Genomic DNA, 19,472 nt, shown 5'->3' on the forward strand with positions numbered 1-19,472 from the left:
GTTCGTGTCAGCTCAGCCGCATCCCCTCCGCCGGGATCTCCTCGATGGCGGCGGTGCGAGCGGTGGGCAGGTCCCACTGCTCTCGTGCCGTGTCCACCGCGAGCTGGGCTTGCCGCGCGCCGGGCGGGCCCCAGCCCAGCAGGGCGGCTGCCTGGGCGGGGTGGCGAGCAGGCGGGCGAAGGGGTAGCCGGTGGCGGGGTTGACGGCCGCCGGCCCGATGGCGGTGACCCGGGCGGCCAAGCGGAGCCGGGCGTTGGGCCCCACGCCGCCGTAGACCTCGCCGGTCTCGTCCAGCACCCAGCCCAGTCGCACCGGATTGGTCAGAGTGAGCTGGGCTTCCTCGGCGGCTTCGCGGTGCAGGGTGTCCTCGGGCGTCGCGTCGGTCTTCTCCACGGTGCCGCCGGGCAGCATCGGCAGCGCGCCCCGCGGGCCGGGGCCGGCCACGAGGACGACCCGGCCGTCGGGGATGAAGCACCAAGCCCAGGCTTGCTGCACGGGGAGCGGCCCGGGGACGGGGCCGCGGTTGAGAGGGCTGTCCCACAGAGGCCAGTAGCGGACGTGGACGTCGTGGCGGTCCAGCGCCGGGACGTCGAGGATGTGTCGGCCGTCGGCGAGATGAGCGGTGGCGGTGTTCCCGAGCCGGGCACGGTAGGCGGCGAGCATGATCTGGTGCAGCGGACCGGCGAGGGGTGATCAGGAGGCACCGCCGTTCATCCGGCGCTGCGGCTCCCAGCGCTGCTGGGAACGATCGGCCAGTCCACTTCCTCCTCTTGAACACCGGCCTCCTGCGCTTCGTTCGTCCGGCGCGGTCCCCTTTGGCGGTTGCGGCGGCTGGTCCTGCGTAATGGCCGAGGTCATCGTTCCCCCTGGGACGGTCGCTGCGGCAGAGTCGTGAGGTCTAACGACACGGCTGCGATATCGAACACACGTCATTCGGTCGTGCTGGGGAGCCTGCTATTTCCTGCGTCAGGGAACCCCGCGGGCGCGGGATCCCTGGTCTGGCTTGGAGCGGCCGCGGGCAGGAAATGGCCGAAACGCCGACACCGCCAAACAGCGTGGGCAGCACGGCGGGCCCATCCCGGTCGCCCTCTCCTAGCCGGGATCTGGTTCGGCCTGTAGCAGCCTTTCCAGCTCTGTCTCGGCGTGGCCGACCGCGCCCGTCAGAGCTTCATGGTGGTGGGCGGACAGGACGCCGGATCCCAGTCCGGCCGCGGCGATCACCGCGTTCAGCGCGTCTGTCGCCCGGTCGTCCAGGGCGGCCGCGGCGACGGGGTGGTGCAGTGCGTCTCGTGCGGCGTAGGCGTCGAGTCGGGCAACGCTGACGAGGGAGTCGAGTACGCGGGCGGCATGTCGTCCGGTGCGGTCCAGTTCCAGGGCTGACAGGCCCGTCCGGGTCTGGAAGGCGGCGGCCGGCGGATCGGGGTGGGCAAGAAGCTGGACGGCTGCATCAAGGGTGCGGTCGAGGTCGGGTTCAGGGACGGGGGCGTCTGCGGGACGGCAGTGGGCGTGCAGGAGGAGGGCGATGGCTCTCTCCCAATGCTCCGTGGGCTGGGTGGTGTCGATCAGGTCGCGGGCCTGCTGGTCCAGGCCCTGCTCCATCAGGGCCATGATCTTGATCTGACGGCCGTCGAGGAGCCGGTTGCCAATGCCGCGATGCTGGGCCATGGCGTCGGCCGCGTCGGTCCACCGCCCGATCAGGGCGAGGGCGCGGGCGCCGTCCACGAGCAGGGTGACGTACAGCTCCTGGCACACCGTGCGCTGGTCCTCGTCCGTGCCGGTCAGAGCAGACAGGTCGACGGTGCGGCCGTCGATGTCGGTCTTGTTCCGGTGCCGGGCAGCGTCGTTGAGGCAGACCAACAAGCTGTAGGCAGTTACGCCTTGGCCGGCTCGGGTCAGGAGCCGGGCGAGGTTGACGAGCGGCATCAGCGACATGACCGCGACCCGTCCGCTGAGGCGTCCGGCGTTGGCGAAGACCTGGTGCTGGCGCCAGCACAGATCCTCGGCCAGGTCGGGCAGGCCGACGTCGGAGGCGATCAGCGCGGCGTAGTTGAGGACCCCGCAGGCGCGGGCCACCAGGTCGTGGTGGCCCGCACCTGCGGGCGCGACGGTCAGCCCGGTGAGGTGGTTGATGCGCTCTTCCAAGGGGAGCGCGGGCGCCTTGGTGCGGCGGACCAGGGGGATGTGGCTGGCTATCGCGGGGATCACCGGCTCAGCCCTTGCGCGCCCAGTCGACGACCAGTCGGCTGTAGGGCTTGTCGACGACGAAGCGGTCGTCGTCTGCCGTCAGCCGGTCACGCGAGTCCGCGACGGCCATCCGGAAGCCCGGCTCGGGGGCGTCGTTGCCGCCGGTCGCGTCCCAGGCACGGATCTCGCTCACGACGCGCTCGGCGAGGCCGGCGCCACCCCCGCCGTGGCCGATCACGCCGACCTCCCAGTACCGGCCCTGCTCGTCCTCGCCCTCGCGAATGGTCAGGTACGCCAGCGATCCGCCGTCGAGGGCTGCCATGGAGCCCCACCCGAAGTGCGGGGTGAACCCGGGGCGCTGCCCCGGCAGCCGGGACAGGCCGTTGGGCAGCACGCAGGCCAGATACAGGTACAGCCACTCCCACGCCGATCCCTGCCGGAACTTCACCCCGGTGTAGATCTTGGTCTGCTGCTCGTCGAGGACGGAGCGCAGGGCCTCGCGGTCGACGTCCTGCTCGCTGAACGTCTCCAGGCGCACGTTGCCCTCGCCAGCCATCGGAACGAGGGCGTACACGTCGTCGCACACGCCCTTGCGCAGCGGGATGAAGGTGGCCATCTCACAGGAGACGGTCTTCCACGTGTCGCCGTCGCGTTCGAAGGCGAAGGAGCGGGAGATGCTGCCGCGGATGCGCATCGGCAGGACCAGGCGCCCGCCGGGGGCGAGCTGGTCAAGGATCTTCACGGGGACGTCGCCGGCACCGACGGTGAAGATGATCCGGTCGTAGGGGGCGTGCTCGGGCAGCCCGGCCGCGCCGTCAGCCATCACCGCGGTGGCGTTGTCGACGCCAGCCTCGGCGAGGTGCTTGCTCGCGCCGGCGACGAGGTCCTGGTCGACGTCGAGGGTCCACACCTGCCCGCTGGGGGAGACGATCTTGCCGAGGAGGGCGGCGTTGTAGCCGGTGGCGGCTCCGGCTTCCAGGACTTTGTGACCGGGCTGGGCGCCGAGCTGTTCGATCTGGGTGGCGACGATGGACGGCGCGGAGATGCAGGAGATCATCTCCCCGTGCTCGTCGTGCTTGATCGGGACCGCGTCCTCCTTGTACGCGCTCTCCAGGTCGACGCCGGGCAGGAAGGCGTGCCGGTCGGTGCTGCGGAAGGCGTCGATGGCCGCCTGGCTGCTCAGGTGGCCGCTGTCGACGAGCCGCTGGGCGAGGGCTTCGCGCAGCTGGTTGGGGTTGGTTACGGGTGTCACGGTGGTCTCCATCCGAGGGAGGCTAGGGTCCGCGGAGGCGGACTTGCGGGTAGACACGTCAGCTCCTTCTCCGGTGGAGAAGGCGACGTGACGGCCGAGCCACGCGGTGGCGGCCTGCGCGTCGGCAGGTACGCCTGCGCGATTGAAGGCGAAGATCGCGTGATGGGCGATGACGCCCCGGATTCCGCGTATCAGTCGACCGTCGGCGGCGAGTCGGCGCAGGCGTCGGCCGGCGTCCTCGAACGCGGCGACGCGCTCGCCCCACCCCGCTTCCGCGTCGGGGCGCAGGGCGGCGTCCGCGTTCATCAGCCGCCGCATCGCGGAGACGGCTTTCTCCAGCGCGTGCCCCTGGGGCGGGGTAACGGTGGGCCGCAGGGCGGCCCACCGGGCGTACACGTCTCCGGCTTCGAAGGGGTCCAGCCCGGCCTCAAGGATCATGGCGGACAGCAGCATCACGCTGCGCTCGCGGGCGCCGGGGGTGCCAGTCTCGGCGAGCGCGGCCGGGCTGTCGGCGCAGAACACGTCGTGCGCGACCTCCATGCCCTCGGGGCCGCCGAAGGCATGGGTCTCCGGCTCGTAGATCCCGCCCGTCCAGCCGGTGATCACGCGGTCGGCGACGAGCTGGTCCAGCAAGTCGCTGGCGGGCTGTTCGGTGCGCAGACGCACGCCGGCGTCCTTGCGCAGGAAGTGGAAGCGGCGCCCGGACAGCGCGGTCGCCAGGGCCCGGGCGGCGTCCGTGTGCGGGTCGGGGAAAGCCACGGAGGCGTGCCACCAGGACATGTCCGGGGGGATCAGTAGCTTCTCGTCGTCGAAGGTCATGGGAGGGAACTCCTTGCGAGGCGGCGGGGTGGGGTCAGGTGAGCAGGAGGACGCGGGTCCAGCCGGTGGTGTCGGTGGTGTACAGGGCGAGTTGGGCTCCGGCGCGGCCTTCCATGAATCCGGGTTTGGGCAGGCGCTCCCAGTCGGCGGTCAGCCGTCGGTGCAGGTCCTGGATGATCGGGGTGAAGCGTGCGGGTGCGGGGCTGTCGGCGGCGACCGCGCGGGTGAGGGTCAGCAGGCCGGCCCAGCCGTGGCAGAGGGTCGAGTCGGTGATGCGGGCGAGCCGCAGCGGGTCGGTCAGGATGGTCTCGACGGTGTCCTCGGCCGTTTGGCGCCGGGCTGGGTCGCCGAGGGCGAGCGCGGCGAGCTGCTGGGCGCGGGCGATGCCGGGCTGGCCATAGCACCAGGACTGGCGGACCGGTTCCGCTGCGGGCGGCTGGTCGGCCTCCAGGTGTGCTGCGGTGGCCCAGTAGTGGGCGCCGTGCCGGTCGAGCCAGGTGGCGAATGTGCTGACGGCCTCCTCTTGCCCGGGGACGCTGACTCCGGCGCGGAGGGCGAGGGAGAGCACAGCCAGAGGCCCGGCGATGCCGTGGGCCATGCCGTTGTTGCCGTGGCCGCCGGCCATCGTCTTCCCGTCGGGGCCGACCGGCGACCACCACCCAGGCAGGGTTCGGCCTTCACCACGGGCGGGGTGGGCGAGCGCGACGAGGCAGGCGAGCACGTCGGGCAGCCGGGGCGCGATGGGGCGGCGGGACAGCAGCAGTGCGGCGAGTCCGGTCAGGCCGCGGATGAGGTCCCATTCGGCGAGGTGGGGCAGCGTGCCGGCCGCCTGACGGCGGTGGGCGGCGGCGAGCCGGGCGTCCACGACGCGGTCGACGGCCGCACGGACGTCGTCGCTGGCCCCGTGGGCGCGGGCCAGGACGAACTCCAGGGCGGGTGCGCCGTGGAAGAGGCTGGCGTTGCTGCCGGTGCTCACCCCTCGGACGGTGGCCTGGGCGAGGTGGCGGCGGGCGGTGGACAGGTCACGGCGCTCGATGTCGAGCAGGGCCATCCCCAGGGTGCCCTCGGACAGGTCCTGCATGCGGGGCACGGTCGTCGTGGTCATGAGCGCCTGGCCAGGGGGACGACGATGCTGTGGGCCCGGCCGCCGATCCACCCGTCGGCGTCCAGCGGGGGCGCGTCGTGCAGGGTGGCGATGCCGAAGGGGCTGGCGTCCAAGTGCGCGCGCAGAAGGTCCAGGTCGACGTCGCGGGTGAGGTCGAGGGGCAGCTGCTGGTCGTCCTCGGCGAGCAGGACCCGCTCCGGCACGCCGAACCGGGCACGCCAGGCGTGGAGTTGGTCTGCCCACTGCTGGAGCGTGGCGGTGCGGGCGGGCAGCGTGCGGCTGCGGATCTTCCAACGTGCGGCGGTGAGGATGGTGCGCCGGTAGGTGAGGGCCGGTGTGAAGGGCAGGGTCCAGGCGGCGCCCCAGTCGAACCAGGTCACCTGCGGGGACGCGGCCCGGCTGATCTCGCCGAGGAAGCGGGCCATCGGCGGGGTGTAGTTGTTCCACAGGAAGTTGATGGCGGTGGGGGCCAGCAGCTCCAGCGGCTTGCCTGTCGCGGACTCCACCAGCTTGGGGCGGCCGTCGGCGACGGTGACCGCGAGGTCGCGGGGGAAGAGGACGTGCGGGGCGGGGCGGCGGAATTCGCCGACACTGACGATCCGGGGCAGCGCCCGTGGCGCGCGGGTGAGCAGGTCGGCCGGCACCCCTCCGGCGTGGAAGGAGAGCTGCGCGAGTTCCGCCTTCGGATCGACGGTGGGCAGGTTCGTGTACGCCGCCTCGGTGCCGGGGAACAGGTGCCAGAACCGGCCGGTCATCGATCCGGCCGAGCGGGAGACGGTCAGCACGCGCAGCCGGAAGTCGCCCCGGTCCAGGGCCGGAGCAGAGGTGGCGTGGACCTGTGCGGCCAGTTCGAGGTGGGGCGCCAGGTCGTGAGGTTTGTCGCCGGCCGCTGCTTCCAGTTCCTCGATCATCGCTCCGGTCACCGCGACGGTGCGGTTGCCTTCGGCGGCGGCGGTGCCGGCCAGCTCCAGCAGTAGGCGGTCACGCCGGGACATCGGCCGGGGCGGTTCGCTCGCCGTGACGAACCCTGCAGGGAAGCCCAGGCCCCGGTCGTGATCCGTGGCCACGTCGACCGGCACCGTGGTGTTCTCGCCGTAGCGCTCGGAGAACTGCTCGATCCACCGCCGCCAGGTCGGTGTTCCGGTCGGATGGGTGACCAGGCGGGCCAGGATGGTCGCCGCGGTCTCCACTTCGGTCAGCACCTGCTCGGGCAGCCGCACGTCGGCGTCCAGCCGCAGGTCGCAAGCATTCCGCAGGCCGGCTGCCTGAGTGCGCGCCGCGGGCGGTAAGACGTCGGTGGGGTCGGCAACGGTGGCGGGTGCGCGCAGCGAGGAGCGCAGCAGCCGCACCCGCAGCAGTTCACCGAGAAGCCGGTCGCGCGCCGTGCAGCTCACGTCGGGGAACTCCGCAGCCAGCTTGTCGGACAACTGGCGGTACCCGATCGGCGATCGGGCCAGGTCGAGGACGAGACGCAGTGCGGGGCTGAGGGCGAGGCGGAACTGGGAGTCGCCCTCGGAGGGCACGTCGATGTGCTTGTCACGCTGTCGGATCAGGGTGTTGACGCAAACCTCGGCGTCGGCCATGCGGGCGGTGTCGCTCTCCCAGGCGCTGAGCATCTCCTCGAGCCCGACCGGCTCAGGGCGCGTCACAGCCTGGTGCTCGTCGCCGATGCGGACAAACGTGGTCTGGTCGAAGCCGAGCGGGGCGACGCCGGCGAACAGGCCGAAGGGGGTGGAGCGGCGGGCGTAGCGGATCGCGTAGCGGGCGGTGGCCAGCGCCGCCCGGCGCATCCGGCGCACCTTCGGCGTGCGGCCGTTGACGATGGCCTGCACTTGGTCCGCCAGGTGAGGGCTCGCCTGCGACACGGTCCGGCGGAAGTCGCTGTCGGACCACACAGTGTTCAGCCACGCGCGCCACTCTTCCACGGCCGCCGTGGTCGCCGGCCAGGGCGGCATGGCGGGCTCGGCCGTGTGTACCGCGGCGCGCAGCATGGCCTGTCCCGCGCCCTCGTACAGGCTGGGCCGTTGACGTGTCATCAGGGCTCTCCTCATCTTCTGCGCGGCGGGCGGGGCGGGCCGGACGGGGAGAGCCCCGTCCGGCCCGCGCTGCCGGGATGGTCCGGCTTACGAGGTGGTGCAGGCGCTGGGGCAGGAGCTGCCGCAGGTGTCGCCCGTGCTGCACATCAGGACCGTCTCGGTCGCCGGCGTGCCCTCGATGAAGGAGATGTCGAGCCCGAACGGGTCGTCGTCGGTCTTCGCGGGGTCCGCCTGTGCGGGAGCGGTCGGCCTCTCGGCCTGAATGGCGGTCATGCGTGCCTCCTAGGAGTGGTGGATGGTGCGGGATGCCGAGGTCCGGTCGGGCCCCGGGGTCTGCTACCAGACGGCGGTCGCTGCCGAAGTCGCCTCAGCGGTCGCGCGTCTGGGGGTCGGTGTGTGGTGTCGTCAGGCTCCTGCGGGCTGCGCCTGCGGGTGGTTCTTCGCGGCCTGGTCCAGCACGCGGGTGAAGTGCTCGGCCCGCTCGTCGCCCTCGGCCTCCTGAGCGCGGAGATCGCCGAAACGGTTCCAGTACCGTCGGCAGACGTCGCTTTCCATCAGCGTCGAGGCATAGAACGGCAGTTGACCGTTACGGACGAAGCCGAGGCGGTCACGCAGGCTGAGGGTGCAGATCTGCTGGTTGGCATGCAGCAGCTGCATGTACTCCTCGACATCCATGTCCTCGGGTGCCCAGAGTTTGGCGAGGTCGGCGTTGGTGGACATCTGCGCCAGCCAGTCGAGCTGGTTCCGGGCGAGGACCGCCTCGTTGTGCTCAACCTGGTGTCGTGCGTTCTGCCTGAGCCGGGCCATTCCGAACACGGCGGTGGTGAGGGAGAGGGCAGCACCGGCGGCTAGGACGGCAGTGGTGAGCTTCATAGCGTGAATGGTCCTTTCGTAGGGCGAGGTCGTGGACAGGTGTCTGGCTGGTGGAGATGTAGCGGCTCCGCTCACGCGGCCTCCGGAGACGCGACGGTCAGGGCGTTCTCGGCACGGTGATCCGGGGTGTATCGGCGATGCACCGTTTTCAGTGCGACGGCGACGGGTGGCAGCCCTACGCTGGCCCGCCGCTCGTCCAGCGATTCCGGGTCGCGCAGCGGGCATAGTTCGATGCCGTCGGCTCGGAGGAGGAGTTGGGTTCCGTACTCCTGGGCGTGCCCGTTGTTGACGAGGGCGCGGTCGTGCAGGTGTGCCCAGTGCTGGATGAGCGCGTCGCCGGCCTGAACCGCACGCTGCAGCAAAGTCGTGGCGGCGCGCTGGAAGTCGGGCTCGTAGTCGCTGTGCAGGGCGATGCTCCAAGCGGCGCGGGCGGCAGTGGGGCCCACGAGGAGGTGGCCGGGCCAGTCGTGTTCGCTCAGGATGCGGCGCAGCACCTTGGTGTTCGCGTGATCAGCGTGACGGCCCTGGCCGAGTTGGACGGCATCGAGCTGGTTGCGCACTCGTTGGGCCCGGCACGCGGCGGACGCCTGCGCGCGGGCGATCAGCTCGCGGGCGAGGTCGGGCCGGTGGGGTCCGGCGGTCGTCATGCGCTGCCCCGATCACTCGGGGCAGCCTGCGGCTCGTGGACGCGGCAGCCGATCAGCGCGCTCAGCCCGGGCCGGGATTCTGCGGCGAGTTCCAGACGGGCGACTCGGTCGCCTTCTCGTCCTGGGCCGGAACCCTGTACATCCCAGCCCATGCCGGTGAGCCGATGCAGAAGGGCGGCGACGGGCTCGGCGTCGATGGCGTGGCGGGCCAGGGTCTCGGTCCGTACGAGCCGGAGGTCGAGTCGGGCGGCGAAGTCGGATGCCCAGAGGGTGATCAGCCGGGTGATGTCGTCGGGCTGGTCGGGCAGGGTGTGGATGTAGCCCAGGTAGAGGCACGGGCCTTGGCCCCATCGAAGGCCGGGGTCGCGCTCGGGGATCACGCAGGCCAGCAGCTTCCCGTCCTCGAACAGGCCGGCCGGCCTCGTCTGCGGGTTGCGGAAGATGGCCGGGATGTCGGCTTGGGCGGGCACCGGGAGACTGCGCATGGTGAGCCAGCGTTGACGGTCCTGGACGAGTGCGGCTGCCTCGTCTCGTTCGGCGTCGGTGCACAGTGTCCGCATCTCGTACACGGCCGGTAACGCTGTCGAGCGCCGGTGCAGGGAGGCGTGGGAGGGCTTGGTGGCAACCGAAACGGGTGACGCGTTCACTGGCTCGCTCCGCTTCCCGTCGTGGTGGCTGGCTTGGTGCCCAGCAGGCCCCACGCGTGGGCAAGGACGACGAGCTGGGTGGTGTTGGCCGCCCCGGTCTTGTCGAGCAGTTCGTCGTGTGCCGCTCGGACGTCGGCGGGGGCGATCTTGGCGGCGACGGCGATGTCGTGGGGGTTGCTGTGCTCGGCGACGGCCTGCAGCAGCAGCTGCTGCTCCGGGCTGAGCTTGGGCGTTGGCCTGTCCGTTGTGGGTGGGGCGACCTGCTGGGCGGCGAACAGGCGGTGCACGATCACCGGGGGCTTGCAGCGGGGCGGGCAGTGGAGGCTCTCCCGGATGTCGCGGACGTACTGGCGGACGGTAACGGCCGACAGCCCTGTCTTAGTGGCGATTTCTCGGGGGGTGAGGTCGTCTGCGAGGTGCTGGGCGACGCGCTGCAGGGTCGGCGTCAGGGGTGTGATCGGTGCGCTGGTCGTCACGGGCGGGGTCACGTGTGTCTCTTTCTCGGCTGGGTGGACGGTCACCGGAAGGGGTGCCGCCGGCCCCCGCGGGGGACGGGGGCCGACGACATGGGCCCGTGCGTGGCGGTTTGGATTTACGGGGTGCCGCGCACGGGGGCTCATGCGGCGGTGGGGTCGGGGCGTGCCCAGGCCGTTTCGGCGGCGAGGCGTTCGGACCACTGGATGTGGTCCTCGTCGAAGGCGGCGTCGGCGAGGCGTATGCGCTGGACTTCGCCGGTTCCGGCCGGTGGATAAGTGTGCTGGATGTCGCGCCACAGGCGCTGGAGGACGTAGTCGCGGTCGAGGGCGTGGGCGCCGTGTAGTTCCATGGCGTCCTGGGTGGACTTCATGGCCCACTGGTGGCCGAGATACTTGGCGTTGATCAGGTCGGCGTCGCAGGGCAGGCCCTGGTCGAGGAGGTGCACGGACTGGTAGGCCAGGATTCGTCCGGCGCGCAGGCGGGCCTCCATGTCACCGATGCGGTCCCGCAGGACCGGCAGATCGGACAGGGCGCCCCGGTAGCGGGCGCGCGCCTTGAGGCGGGCAGTCGTGGTGGCCACGACCGCCTCGTGGATCCCAAGGCTGAGCGCTGCCAGGTTGGGACGGCCGTACAGGATGCTGCTGCTCTGGGCCACGCTCAGCCCCTGGCCGATCTCTCCGACCACGTTGTCCTCGGGGACGCGGACGTGGTCGAGGTCGAGGCGGCCGGCGGAGAAGCCGTGCAGGCCGAGGCCGGGACGGTGGTCGGAAACCGAGAGCCCGGGTCGGTCGGATTCGACCATGAACGCGGTCAGCGCCTGGGAAGTAATTACGCCCGCCTCGGCGGTTCGGGCGACGACGAGGTGGGCTCCCGCGAGATGGCTGTTGCCGATGTGGACCTTACTGCCGGTGATCACCCATTGGTTGCCGGCGCGTTCGGCGATGGTTTCGATGCCGCCGATGTGTCCGCCAGCCCGCGGTTCGGTCACGGAGATCGACAAAAGAAGTGAACCGTCCGCCACCTGCGGCAGCCAGCGGCCCTTCTGTTCATAAGTGGCGAAGTGCAACAACCCGCCGACGGGGATCAGGGTGGCCTGCAGGATGGCCGCGGCAGCCGCCGACATGCAGGCGACGCGGTGGACCAGGACCGTCTTGGCCACATGGCCGGCGCCAAGACCGCCGAAGGCGGCCGGGACGGTGACGGCGAACCAGCCGCGTGCGGCCATGAGATCGGCGACTTTGCGCTCCACCCTGCCCGGAGCGGCCTCCATACGTGCAGCACGCGGCGCGATGTGCTCTTCCGCGAAGGCGTCCGCCTCGTCCCACAGCAGTTCGTGGCGGGCGGTGAGGTAGGGACGCAGCGCCGGTGGCGGAGCGGTGGGTGTGGCGGGCATGGTCGTCTCCCTCTCCCTGGGGGAAGGTCGCACAGTGGAGCGGCCGGTGATCGCCTGCGGCTCCCGGGTGGGGGTGGTGGAACGGCCTAGTGGACGGGCGCGTGGGCGATGTGGTCCATCACCTGGGCGCCGGCGTTGATGACGATGTCTCTGAGCCGTCGGGCCTCGCTCAGGGGCCGCTTCTCGGGGTCGATGACGCACACCGTGCCCAACACGGTGCCGCTGTCGTGGATGAGCGGTGCGCCGAAGTAGGAGCGGATCCCGACCGCGTCGACCACGTCGTTGCCGCTGAAGCGCGGGCTGGCGTGCACGTCGTGCAGCGGGAGGGCCTTCTTGCGGGCCATGACCTCCGGACACCAGCCGTGGTCGCGGCTCATGGTGCGGCCGACGATGACGTACCCGCTGTCCGCGGGCGGCTGATGCAGCCCGACGAAGGTCTGCTCCTCAAGGAAGAGATTGACGAACCCGTACAGGAAGCCGGCCTGTGTGGCCATGTCGCGGGCCAGCTTGTCGAAGTCTTCGCTCGCCACGGTGGAAACGCCCAGGCGTTCCAGCAGCTCGTACCGCTGCGCCAGCTCGGTCGCCTGCTGGGCCTCCAGTCCGGTGCCGGCGGCGCTGGCCGGGGCGGACGGCCCACGGGCGGCGTCCGGCAGGTTGCGGCGCGGCAAGGGCAGCGCGGGTGGGGTGGTCGACGGTGCGAGGTAGGGGTCGCTGGGGTGCTGTGACATCAGGCGTCCTGGAGAGTGGTAGGGGGCGCGTGGCGAACGTGGCTCGCGGATACGTTCTTCACGGCGTGGTCGACGAGGGTCAGCAGGACGCCTGCGACGTGGTTCGGGTCGCGGGCGTCACAGGTGACCACCGGTACCGAGGTGGCAAGTTGGAGGGCGGTACGGACCTGTTCGGGCAGGTAACGGTGTGCACCGTCGAACTGGTTGATGGCAACGATGAAGGGCAGGCCGATGTCTTCGCAGAAGCTGACGGGAGTGAAGCTGCTTTCCAGACGGCGGGTGTCGACCAGGACGACCGCGCCGACAGCTCCCCGGGAGAGGTCGTTCCAGAGGTCGACGAACCGGTCCTGGCCGGGCGTGCCGAACAGAAACAGCTCCAGGGGCACGGGCGCGTCGGGCAGGCTGAGCCGGCCGAAGTCGAAGGCGACCGTGGTGGTCTTCTTCGCCTCGATGCCCGCCAAGCTGTCCACGTCCGCGCTCGCCTCGGTCAGGTACTCCTCCGTGCTCAGCGGCGCGATCTCGCTGACAGCACCCACGGCGGTCGTCTTGCCCGCACCGAAGCCCCCGGCGATCAATATCTTCAACACGGTCGGTGCACCGGCCTGCGGGCGCGGCGGCGTCCGCAGTACCACGGCCAGGTCATCCTGCCTGGGGGTAGGCGATGGCATCGGGCCACTTCCTCTTCAGGCCCGCTGAGAGGGCCGCCAGCAGTTGTGGGGTTGGGCCGTCATCCGCGTCCGGGTCGGATGCGGCGTAGGGGGAGGTGACGGGGACGACCAGGGCGTCGGCGTCCAGGAGGTCCGAGATGAGGATCTTGACGGCGGTGACGGGGCGACGGAGTCGGCCCGCCAGCTCGGTCACCGAACGCCGGTGCTCTCGACACAGGGCGAGGATCTCCTTGCATTCCTCGGTCTGCGCCGGACCGGGGCGACCCGGCCCGGTGTCCAGCACGGTGTCCAGAGCGAGCAGGTGCCGCGGCTTGGTGCGCCCGCGCGTCAAGGTGTAGGTCCGCACGAACGTCGACTCGTCGGCCGCACGGCCGTGTGTGCTCACCGGACCTCTCCGCCCATGCCGACGCGAACGGGGATCAGCATGTAGGGGGCGAATTTCTGGACGAGGCGGCCCATCTCGTACCCGACGGTGCCCGCGTCGGCGTCCGTGGTGGCGATGACAGCGAGGATCGTGTCCACCTCACCGCGTTCGTTGCCGGGGTGGTTGTCGAAGGCCGCGCTGCGTCCGGCGCTCTGGACGAAGACCAGGCAGTCGTCTCGCTCGATGATGACCTGCCGGGCCGGCCTCTTCTTGTGGGTGGGGCCGGTGATGTTCGCCGCGAGGGAGGCAACTCCGCTGAGGGCGGCCGACAGTTCGTCAGCCCAGTCCTTGTCGACGTCACTGTCCACCAGGCGCAGTCCGTCGCGCGACAGCAAGACAGCGTGCGTGATGCCCGGCGTTTCGGAGGCGAACTGACGCAGCAGCCAGGCCATGTTGTCCCGCTGTCCGCTCGCAGTCGTCTCGGATGCGGGCGCGTCGCCGGTCACGCTGTTCATCTTGGGGTGGGTGCTCATGGGGATCGCTCCAGAAGGGGGAAAGGGCCAGTGGATATCGCGGGCCACCGGGAACAGGAAGGAAGGGCGAGGCTCAGGGCCTGGGCTGCTCAGCCGAAGCGGGGGAAGAACCGGCTCTCCCGCCAGCCTGGATGCCGTTACGGAAGGCGGCTGCAAGCCCTGGCGTCGCCCCAGTGACGGGGGCCTGCTCCCGCTCGCGCGGTGGACGGAACGAGCCGGCCTGACGTCTACGCGTGGGAAGAGCAGGCGCATCAGCAGAGTGACCTGCCTCTGCGGCTCCCGCCGACCTTGCGGTGCCGGAGTGCGTGACCTGGCCTGCCGTCGGGGTAGTGGGAGGCGCGGCAACCTGCCGCGGCGCCGATGCTGAAGGGCGGGCTTCCTTGGGCAGCGCGCCCGCGTCGTCGACCGAGGGAATCGCTACCAGGAGCCGTGCCGGAATGACGACCAGGGCGGTGGTGCCTCCAGTCACGTTCTCTTCCAGGAGAACGGACAGCCCGTGCGACTGGGCGATCTTCGCGGCGACCAGCAAGCCGAGCTGGCCGGCTCGGACCTGCCCGCTGACGTCGACCTCGTCGGGGGCTTTGAGGAGCCGGTTCATCTGTGCCCGCGTCTGCGGATGCATGGGGATGGCCCGGTCCTCGACCTCGATCGCCAGCCCGTTCGCCACCCGCTGCGCCCGCACCATCACCTTCGTCGCCGGGTCGGAACACTCACAGGCGTTCTCGATCAGCTCGGCCAGCAGGTGCGTCAGGTCCGGACCCACATGGCCGGGGAGACCCAGCTCGGCGCCCACCGACCCGGCCACGACGGCCACACGCGGATACTGCACGACTTCAGAGATCGCGCCACGCAGCGCGGTCGTGACCGGAACCGGCCGGCGCACGCTGCGCAGGGACTGGCCGCCAAGCACCGCAGTGCTCTCGACTTGGCGACGCATCCGGGTGACAAGGTGATCGATCTCGAAGATCTTGGCCAGTAGCTCGGGGTCGTCGGTCAGCATCTCCAGCTGGCTCAGTGCCTGAAGTGCCTTCCCGACCAGCGCGTGCTCGCGCATGGCCAGACGGCGCAGCACTTCCAAAAGGACGACGGACTGAGACTCGTCGTGCACGCGTATCAGCGACGCGACGGCCTGCACCTGGAGTGCACTCAACGCCCTGTTGATCTCGGCGTTCGGACTGGCCGGCTGCGGCGTCTGCGTGTCCGGCAGTGCCGGGCGTCCCCCGCGGCAGAGCTCGTCCGCAGACCACTGCACCGACTTCTCGATGGCCGCCGCTGCCCCGGTGACCGCTGTCAGCGTGGCTGCCCGGGCTTCCTCCACGACTGCCTGCACGGCTCCTGCGGCCGTTCGCGCTCCACGGTCCGCTACCAGCGCGATTCCGGCCAGCCCGGCGAGGCCGAGAAGGAGCCAGCCGGAACCCATACCGGACATCGACCAGACGGTGAAGGCGGCTCCCAGCAGCGCGGCAAGCAGCAGCAGGGGCAGTGCCACGGCGCGGCGGACATGATGCAGGGTAAGCGCGTCGATCCGTGGAGGCCGGCGTCTGCGGTGGCCGGCTGGGACCGGTCGTAGGGGGAACGCACTGTCAGGCATAGGGAACCTCGTCAGTGGGGGAGGGGCGGCTAGAAGGAGCTGCGACCCTGGGGCATGTCCGGGGCACCGACGCGCTCAGACGTGGACTGCGGGAAAGAGCAGTAGCGCGTCGGTGAGGAGGACATCAGACGGTGTCGTTGGTCTTGGGAAGGCAGATGCCGACGGAGTCCGGTGCGAAGCCCTCTGGCATGGGGGTGCGCGGTTCTCCGAGGGCCCTGAGGCACAGGCGATTGCCGGAGAAGCGGGTACGGGCGTGCAGCCAGCGATGGTTGTCCACGAGGTATCCCTGGCCCGTTTGGAGGCGGAGTCGGCGTTGGCAGCCCGCGACCGCCCGGCGGAGGGAGGGTAGATACGAGTGGACGACCGGACTCCATCTGGCCAGGCCGTCCTGCCGCAGACGAACCGACACCCGGCCGTCGGCGTGGACCGTGAAGACCTGGGCGGGGTGCCCTGCGCCGGCACCGAAGTACGCGGTTCTGGGCTTGGAGAGCATGACGGGTGCTTCGCGGCTGTCGGCGGACAGGCTAGCGAGGACGTCGTGCCCGTCGGCCAACAGAACATCCCCGCCTTCGGCAGCGGGGCGCAGGCAGACGAGGAGCATGAGACGAGGCGGGTTAGGGACACCAGAACGCTCGGTGTGCGCTTCCAAGTCACCGTGCCCGAGCCCGGCGAAGCCCGCGCGGTGGGCGTGGACACCGGTGTCGTGAATGGCGGTCAGCCCGTCCGGGTCGCCGTGGGGGTGTGGCGTGATGCGCATCAACCCGGTGGCGAAGCCCAAGAGTGCGGCGCGGGACGTGAGCCCGTCGATGGTCACCAGGCCGGTGTCCTGCAACTGGGCGGCGACTGAACTGGCAGCGTGCGGTGCGCGAATGTCGATGTAGTGGGACGCGAAGAGCGTCGCCGGGCGAGTGAGGGCATCGCGCATCGCCGTGCTCCTTTGAATGAGGTCGGTGCGGTCAGGGTGCGAAGCCGAAGCGGGGCCGGTAAAGCGACAGATTGTCGACTCGGTCAATTCGCCCAGTCGGGCGGGAGGTTGCCTGCCACGTGCTACGTTCCGGAGACCGGGACCGCACAGCGCAGGACGAGGACCGTGATGACCTATACGCCGCCCCTTTGGCCGGTTTCCGTGAAGGGCGTCGCCCTCGACGCACACAACCGGGTGCTCCTGCTGAAGAACGAACGCGACGAGTGGGAGCTGCCCGGAGGGCGCCTGGAGGTGGGGAGCCCGGACGGGGCCGTACCGACCGATGACAGCCCCGAAGGGGCTCTGGAGCGGGAGATCCTGGAGGAGACCGGCTGGGAAGTGAAGGCCGGGCCCCTGATCGATTGTGGTGTCTGGATCTACGAGCCGGTTCCCCGCCGCAAGGTCCTGATCGTCACCTACGGCTGCACTGTCCTCACTCCCGACCGAGCCCCCGTCGTCAGCCACGAACACAAACAGCTCGGCATGTTCACCGCGGATCAAGTGCCGGCCTTGCACATGCCGGACGGTTACAAGCAGGCAGTGGCCACTTGGTACGGCCGGAAGGCTGCAGACCTGGACGACTACGAGCGGATGTAGCTGGCCATGGCCGAGCGGAAGGCTCCGGAGAACCAAAATGAATACCGCCCTGCTGTTCGGCCGTCGGCACGCCATGCGCAGTGGCACTGGGCGACGCCGCAAGCCGAAGTCATCCTGGGAGCAGGAGACCTCGCGGGCATCTTGCGCTTCTACCGCCGTGTGCACGGGCTGAACCAGACCGAACTCGGCGAACTCCTCGGATACGACAAGACCTACATCTCCGCGCTTGAACTCGGAAAGCGCAACCTCGACGACGTCGGGTCCCGTCGCCGCGTCTGTGAGTGCCTGCGGCTGCCACCGCACATCCTTGGCGTCACGGACGTGGCCGACACAGACCACCGCGCCATGCTGCAGTTCGGCGAATCCACCGTCCGGCTCGCCGAGATCGCTCGGCAGTCCGGTCATGCAGCGGAAGCAGTTTCCGAACTGTGGCCACTGGTTGCCCGCCTGGAGGCTCGCGTGGAGGACGGACATACCGAGCGCGAAGTCCTGCACCTGCTCGCCCGCGCCCGTGTGGGGCTTGGCGTAGCCCTGGGGAACGTTCTTCCAGAAGAGCGGCTGAGCACGGCAGCACACTGGACAGCCAAGAGCCTGGAGCTCGCCGAATACTTCGAAGACCCGGCGATGACTTCGTACGCTCTGCGGATGCACGGAAACGAGCTGAGGAAAGCCCGACTGCGAGGTGCGGCCGTGGAACGCCTGCGCCGCGCTGTTGCGCTTGCGCCGGACAAAGACGCACGCGCTGCCGGCCTCCCGCTCCTGGCCCGAGCGGCTGGTGCGCTGGGCAACGGGGCTCTGTTCGACCAGGTACTGCAGGAGACAGACAACCTCCTGTCCACGGTGGAGCACACCAGCCTGTTCAATCCGTTCTCTTTGCACGAGATCCGGCTGCGCGGGCTGATCGCAACTGGACGGACTCATCAGGCCATACGGCTGGTTGAGCACAGCCCGACCCCCACCACCACTGTTGCGCCACAGTGGCGGGTGATTGAGCTGGTCACTGTCGGACATGTCCAGATGCTGGCCGACGACCGTAACGGTGCGGCGGAGTCCCTCGACATTGCTGTCCGTGAAGCGGTCGCGCAGCGGCTGCCTCACCAGCTCCAGCGCGTCATGCGAACGGCTGCAGGCCGGCTGTCGGCGGCATACGACGCTGCGGCCCAGGCGCTGCACCGCATGCGCGGCGAGATGGCGGCCTAGCCCCATGTCGCGCCACGGGGCACCAGTTCGTGAGACCAACACCGTCAGGGTCCTTCTTCGTGTGGGGTGTGGGCTTACACAAAAGCGACCCAATTCGTGCGTCACCAGAGCAGATTTGATGCGCAGGTGATGCATCCATGTGGCATCGACGGGCATGACCTGGGTGTCTGCACCATGTGAGACGTTGAAGGGATTTTGGGGGTCCAAGTAATGGCACGCAGACGGCAGCGCCTTGCCGATCGACGGCGAGCCGTCGGCCTCACGCAGGAAGCCCTGGCTGAGAAGTTGGGTGTGGACCGCTCCACGGTTGTCCGATGGGAGATGGGTGCCGCCTCGCCTCAGCCGTGGATGCGCCCACGTCTCGCTGATGCCCTCCAGGTCTCCGTCGCAGCGCTCGTCGACCTCCTGGCTGATGAGAACCATGGATCCAGTGGCGTTCAGACGGTCCGAAACGCCGTGCTTTCCGACACCGCCAGGGTGGACCTCACGACGGCAGCCGACCTGCGGCATGCTTTCGACGAGCTTGCGGCCCGATATGATCAGGCACCCTCGGCGAGCCTGCTGGCGAAGGGCGGAGAGCAACTCAGCCTGATCACCTACATGGCGCGAAGAGCCCCGCAGGGGCGAGCGGAGCGAGAGCTCCTGGGGCTCCAGGCTGACGCCCTCACGCTCATGGGCCAACTCGTTTGGGATGCCTCACAGCGACGGGACCACGCGACGGCGCGTGGCTACTACGACGAGAGCGTCCAAGTCGCCCGGCGACTACGCGATCACACGCTCGAAGGACGAGCCCTCCTGAGAACGTGCTATGTGGCGCTCTACGGAGCTCAGGACCCCCGGAGCGGTCTGGCCCTAGCCCTCCAAGCCGCGGAGACTGCGCGATCCACCAGCCCAGCCGTGACGGGCCTCGCACTGCTGCACGCCGGCGAAGCGCACGCCATGCTCGGTGAGGCCAATGACTGCGAGAGGACCCTCGCCGAAGCGCAGGGGCAGTTGGACAGCACAGATGGGATGGACGCCGCCGCCGACCTCGTGTCCTCAACTCAGTTCGGTCGCCTGGCAGGATCGTGCTATCTGTCCCTTGGGCAGCACCGACGCGCGCAAGAGGTCCTGGAGACGACGGCCGCCGAACTGCAAGATCGACGAAAGTCACGCGCGATCGTGCTGGGAAACCTTACTCTCGCCTACGTCCGCCAGAGAGAGATCGACGCCGCCGTGGCTACGCTGACCGAGGCCATCACGGAACTGGAGGACACGCGAGGAGGGGGAGGGCTGAACTTGGTTTTCCGCGCGGCGCGTGAGTTGAGATCCTGGCGTCAGGAACAGATCGTCGCCGACGTCCATGATCGGCTCTTCGCCCTCATGGCAACGACGTAAGTGTGAGGAGAACCTGG

20 protein-coding genes are annotated in these 19,472 nt (G+C 69.9%); 3 read left to right on the top strand and 17 right to left on the bottom strand.

All coding sequences use genetic code 11. The features are described from left to right. Positions 1 to 12 precede the first annotated feature (12 nt). From ACFY9S_RS32750 to ACFY9S_RS32830, 17 genes are all read right to left on the bottom strand, one after another. Positions 13 to 663 (bottom strand): NUDIX domain-containing protein, encoded by a 651-nt coding sequence (locus ACFY9S_RS32750; RefSeq protein WP_391135666.1) that lies wholly within the window; start codon positions 661 to 663, stop codon positions 13 to 15. A gap of 429 nt (positions 664 to 1,092) precedes the next feature. Continuing rightward, on the bottom strand, positions 1,093 to 2,205 hold the full coding sequence (locus tag ACFY9S_RS32755) for a hypothetical protein (RefSeq protein ID WP_391135669.1): 1,113 nt from the start codon (positions 2,203 to 2,205) through the stop codon (positions 1,093 to 1,095). A gap of 4 nt (positions 2,206 to 2,209) precedes the next feature. Next, entirely contained in the window at positions 2,210 to 4,255 is a 2,046-nt protein-coding gene (gene fxlM, locus ACFY9S_RS32760; protein ID WP_391135671.1) for a methyltransferase, FxLD system, read from the bottom strand. Positions 4,256 to 4,289: 34 nt separating this feature from the next. Beyond that, complete coding sequence (locus ACFY9S_RS32765) at positions 4,290 to 5,360, bottom strand: lanthionine synthetase LanC family protein (protein WP_391135674.1); 1,071 nt, start codon at positions 5,358 to 5,360, stop codon at positions 4,290 to 4,292. Beyond that, the gene (locus tag ACFY9S_RS32770; protein WP_391135677.1) at positions 5,357 to 7,396 is read right to left on the bottom strand and encodes a lantibiotic dehydratase; all 2,040 of its coding nucleotides are present in this window, start codon (positions 7,394 to 7,396) and stop codon (positions 5,357 to 5,359) included. The genes ACFY9S_RS32765 and ACFY9S_RS32770 overlap by 4 nt, the downstream gene beginning before the upstream one ends. A gap of 87 nt (positions 7,397 to 7,483) precedes the next feature. Then, the gene (locus tag ACFY9S_RS32775; protein WP_306688745.1) at positions 7,484 to 7,669 is read right to left on the bottom strand and encodes an FxLD family lanthipeptide; all 186 of its coding nucleotides are present in this window, start codon (positions 7,667 to 7,669) and stop codon (positions 7,484 to 7,486) included. A gap of 132 nt (positions 7,670 to 7,801) precedes the next feature. After that, positions 7,802 to 8,269, bottom strand: coding sequence for a DUF6082 family protein (locus tag ACFY9S_RS32780; RefSeq protein ID WP_391135680.1), 468 nt, complete (start codon positions 8,267 to 8,269; stop codon positions 7,802 to 7,804). A 71-nt stretch (positions 8,270 to 8,340) separates the two neighbouring features. Beyond that, positions 8,341 to 8,916: a DUF6624 domain-containing protein gene (locus ACFY9S_RS32785; RefSeq protein WP_391135683.1), complete on the bottom strand. Its 576-nt coding sequence runs from the start codon at positions 8,914 to 8,916 to the stop codon at positions 8,341 to 8,343. Beyond that, positions 8,913 to 9,401: a hypothetical protein gene (locus ACFY9S_RS32790; RefSeq protein ID WP_391135686.1), complete on the bottom strand. Its 489-nt coding sequence runs from the start codon at positions 9,399 to 9,401 to the stop codon at positions 8,913 to 8,915. The genes ACFY9S_RS32785 and ACFY9S_RS32790 overlap by 4 nt, the downstream gene beginning before the upstream one ends. Positions 9,402 to 9,559: 158 nt before the next feature. Beyond that, positions 9,560 to 10,051 (bottom strand): DNA-binding protein, encoded by a 492-nt coding sequence (locus ACFY9S_RS32795; RefSeq protein ID WP_391135689.1) that lies wholly within the window; start codon positions 10,049 to 10,051, stop codon positions 9,560 to 9,562. Between the two features lie 128 nt (positions 10,052 to 10,179). Next, entirely contained in the window at positions 10,180 to 11,433 is a 1,254-nt protein-coding gene (locus ACFY9S_RS32800; protein ID WP_391135692.1) for an acyl-CoA dehydrogenase family protein, read from the bottom strand. An 86-nt stretch (positions 11,434 to 11,519) separates the two neighbouring features. Then, positions 11,520 to 12,161: a GAF domain-containing protein gene (locus ACFY9S_RS32805; protein WP_391135695.1), complete on the bottom strand. Its 642-nt coding sequence runs from the start codon at positions 12,159 to 12,161 to the stop codon at positions 11,520 to 11,522. Further along, on the bottom strand, positions 12,161 to 12,748 hold the full coding sequence (locus ACFY9S_RS32810; protein WP_391135698.1) for an ATP/GTP-binding protein: 588 nt from the start codon (positions 12,746 to 12,748) through the stop codon (positions 12,161 to 12,163). Before ACFY9S_RS32810 ends, ACFY9S_RS32805 begins: the two co-directional genes overlap by 1 nt. Before the next feature lie 52 nt (positions 12,749 to 12,800). After that, a complete protein-coding gene (locus ACFY9S_RS32815; RefSeq protein ID WP_391135701.1) occupies positions 12,801 to 13,214 on the bottom strand; it encodes a DUF742 domain-containing protein in 414 nt (137 codons plus the stop codon). Next, positions 13,211 to 13,726, bottom strand: coding sequence for a roadblock/LC7 domain-containing protein (locus ACFY9S_RS32820; RefSeq protein ID WP_391135704.1), 516 nt, complete (start codon positions 13,724 to 13,726; stop codon positions 13,211 to 13,213). Before ACFY9S_RS32820 ends, ACFY9S_RS32815 begins: the two co-directional genes overlap by 4 nt. A 73-nt stretch (positions 13,727 to 13,799) precedes the next feature. After that, on the bottom strand, positions 13,800 to 15,317 hold the full coding sequence (locus tag ACFY9S_RS32825) for an ATP-binding protein (protein WP_391135707.1): 1,518 nt from the start codon (positions 15,315 to 15,317) through the stop codon (positions 13,800 to 13,802). 124 nt (positions 15,318 to 15,441) lie between these two features. After that, entirely contained in the window at positions 15,442 to 16,242 is an 801-nt protein-coding gene (locus ACFY9S_RS32830; RefSeq protein ID WP_391135710.1) for a TauD/TfdA family dioxygenase, read from the bottom strand. Positions 16,243 to 16,410: 168 nt separating this feature from the next. Between ACFY9S_RS32830 and ACFY9S_RS32835 the strand changes: the two genes are divergently transcribed. The 3 genes from ACFY9S_RS32835 to ACFY9S_RS32845 all read left to right on the top strand — a co-directional run bounded on the left by ACFY9S_RS32835 (position 16,411) and on the right by ACFY9S_RS32845 (position 19,455). Continuing rightward, positions 16,411 to 16,878, top strand: a complete 468-nt coding sequence (locus ACFY9S_RS32835; protein ID WP_391135713.1) for an NUDIX domain-containing protein — start codon at positions 16,411 to 16,413, stop codon at positions 16,876 to 16,878. Between the two features lie 6 nt (positions 16,879 to 16,884). Beyond that, positions 16,885 to 18,078 carry a helix-turn-helix domain-containing protein gene (locus tag ACFY9S_RS32840; protein ID WP_391135716.1) on the top strand — a complete coding sequence of 398 codons (1,194 nt, stop codon included), beginning with the start codon at positions 16,885 to 16,887 and terminating at the stop codon, positions 18,076 to 18,078. 210 nt (positions 18,079 to 18,288) lie between these two features. Then, the gene (locus ACFY9S_RS32845; protein ID WP_391135719.1) at positions 18,289 to 19,455 is read left to right on the top strand and encodes a helix-turn-helix domain-containing protein; all 1,167 of its coding nucleotides are present in this window, start codon (positions 18,289 to 18,291) and stop codon (positions 19,453 to 19,455) included. Positions 19,456 to 19,472: the final 17 nt, after the last annotated feature.

The sequence above is a fragment of the Streptomyces sp. NPDC012474 genome (assembly GCF_042955185.1).
Lineage (GTDB): Bacteria > Actinomycetota > Actinomycetes > Streptomycetales > Streptomycetaceae > Streptomyces > Streptomyces cahuitamycinicus.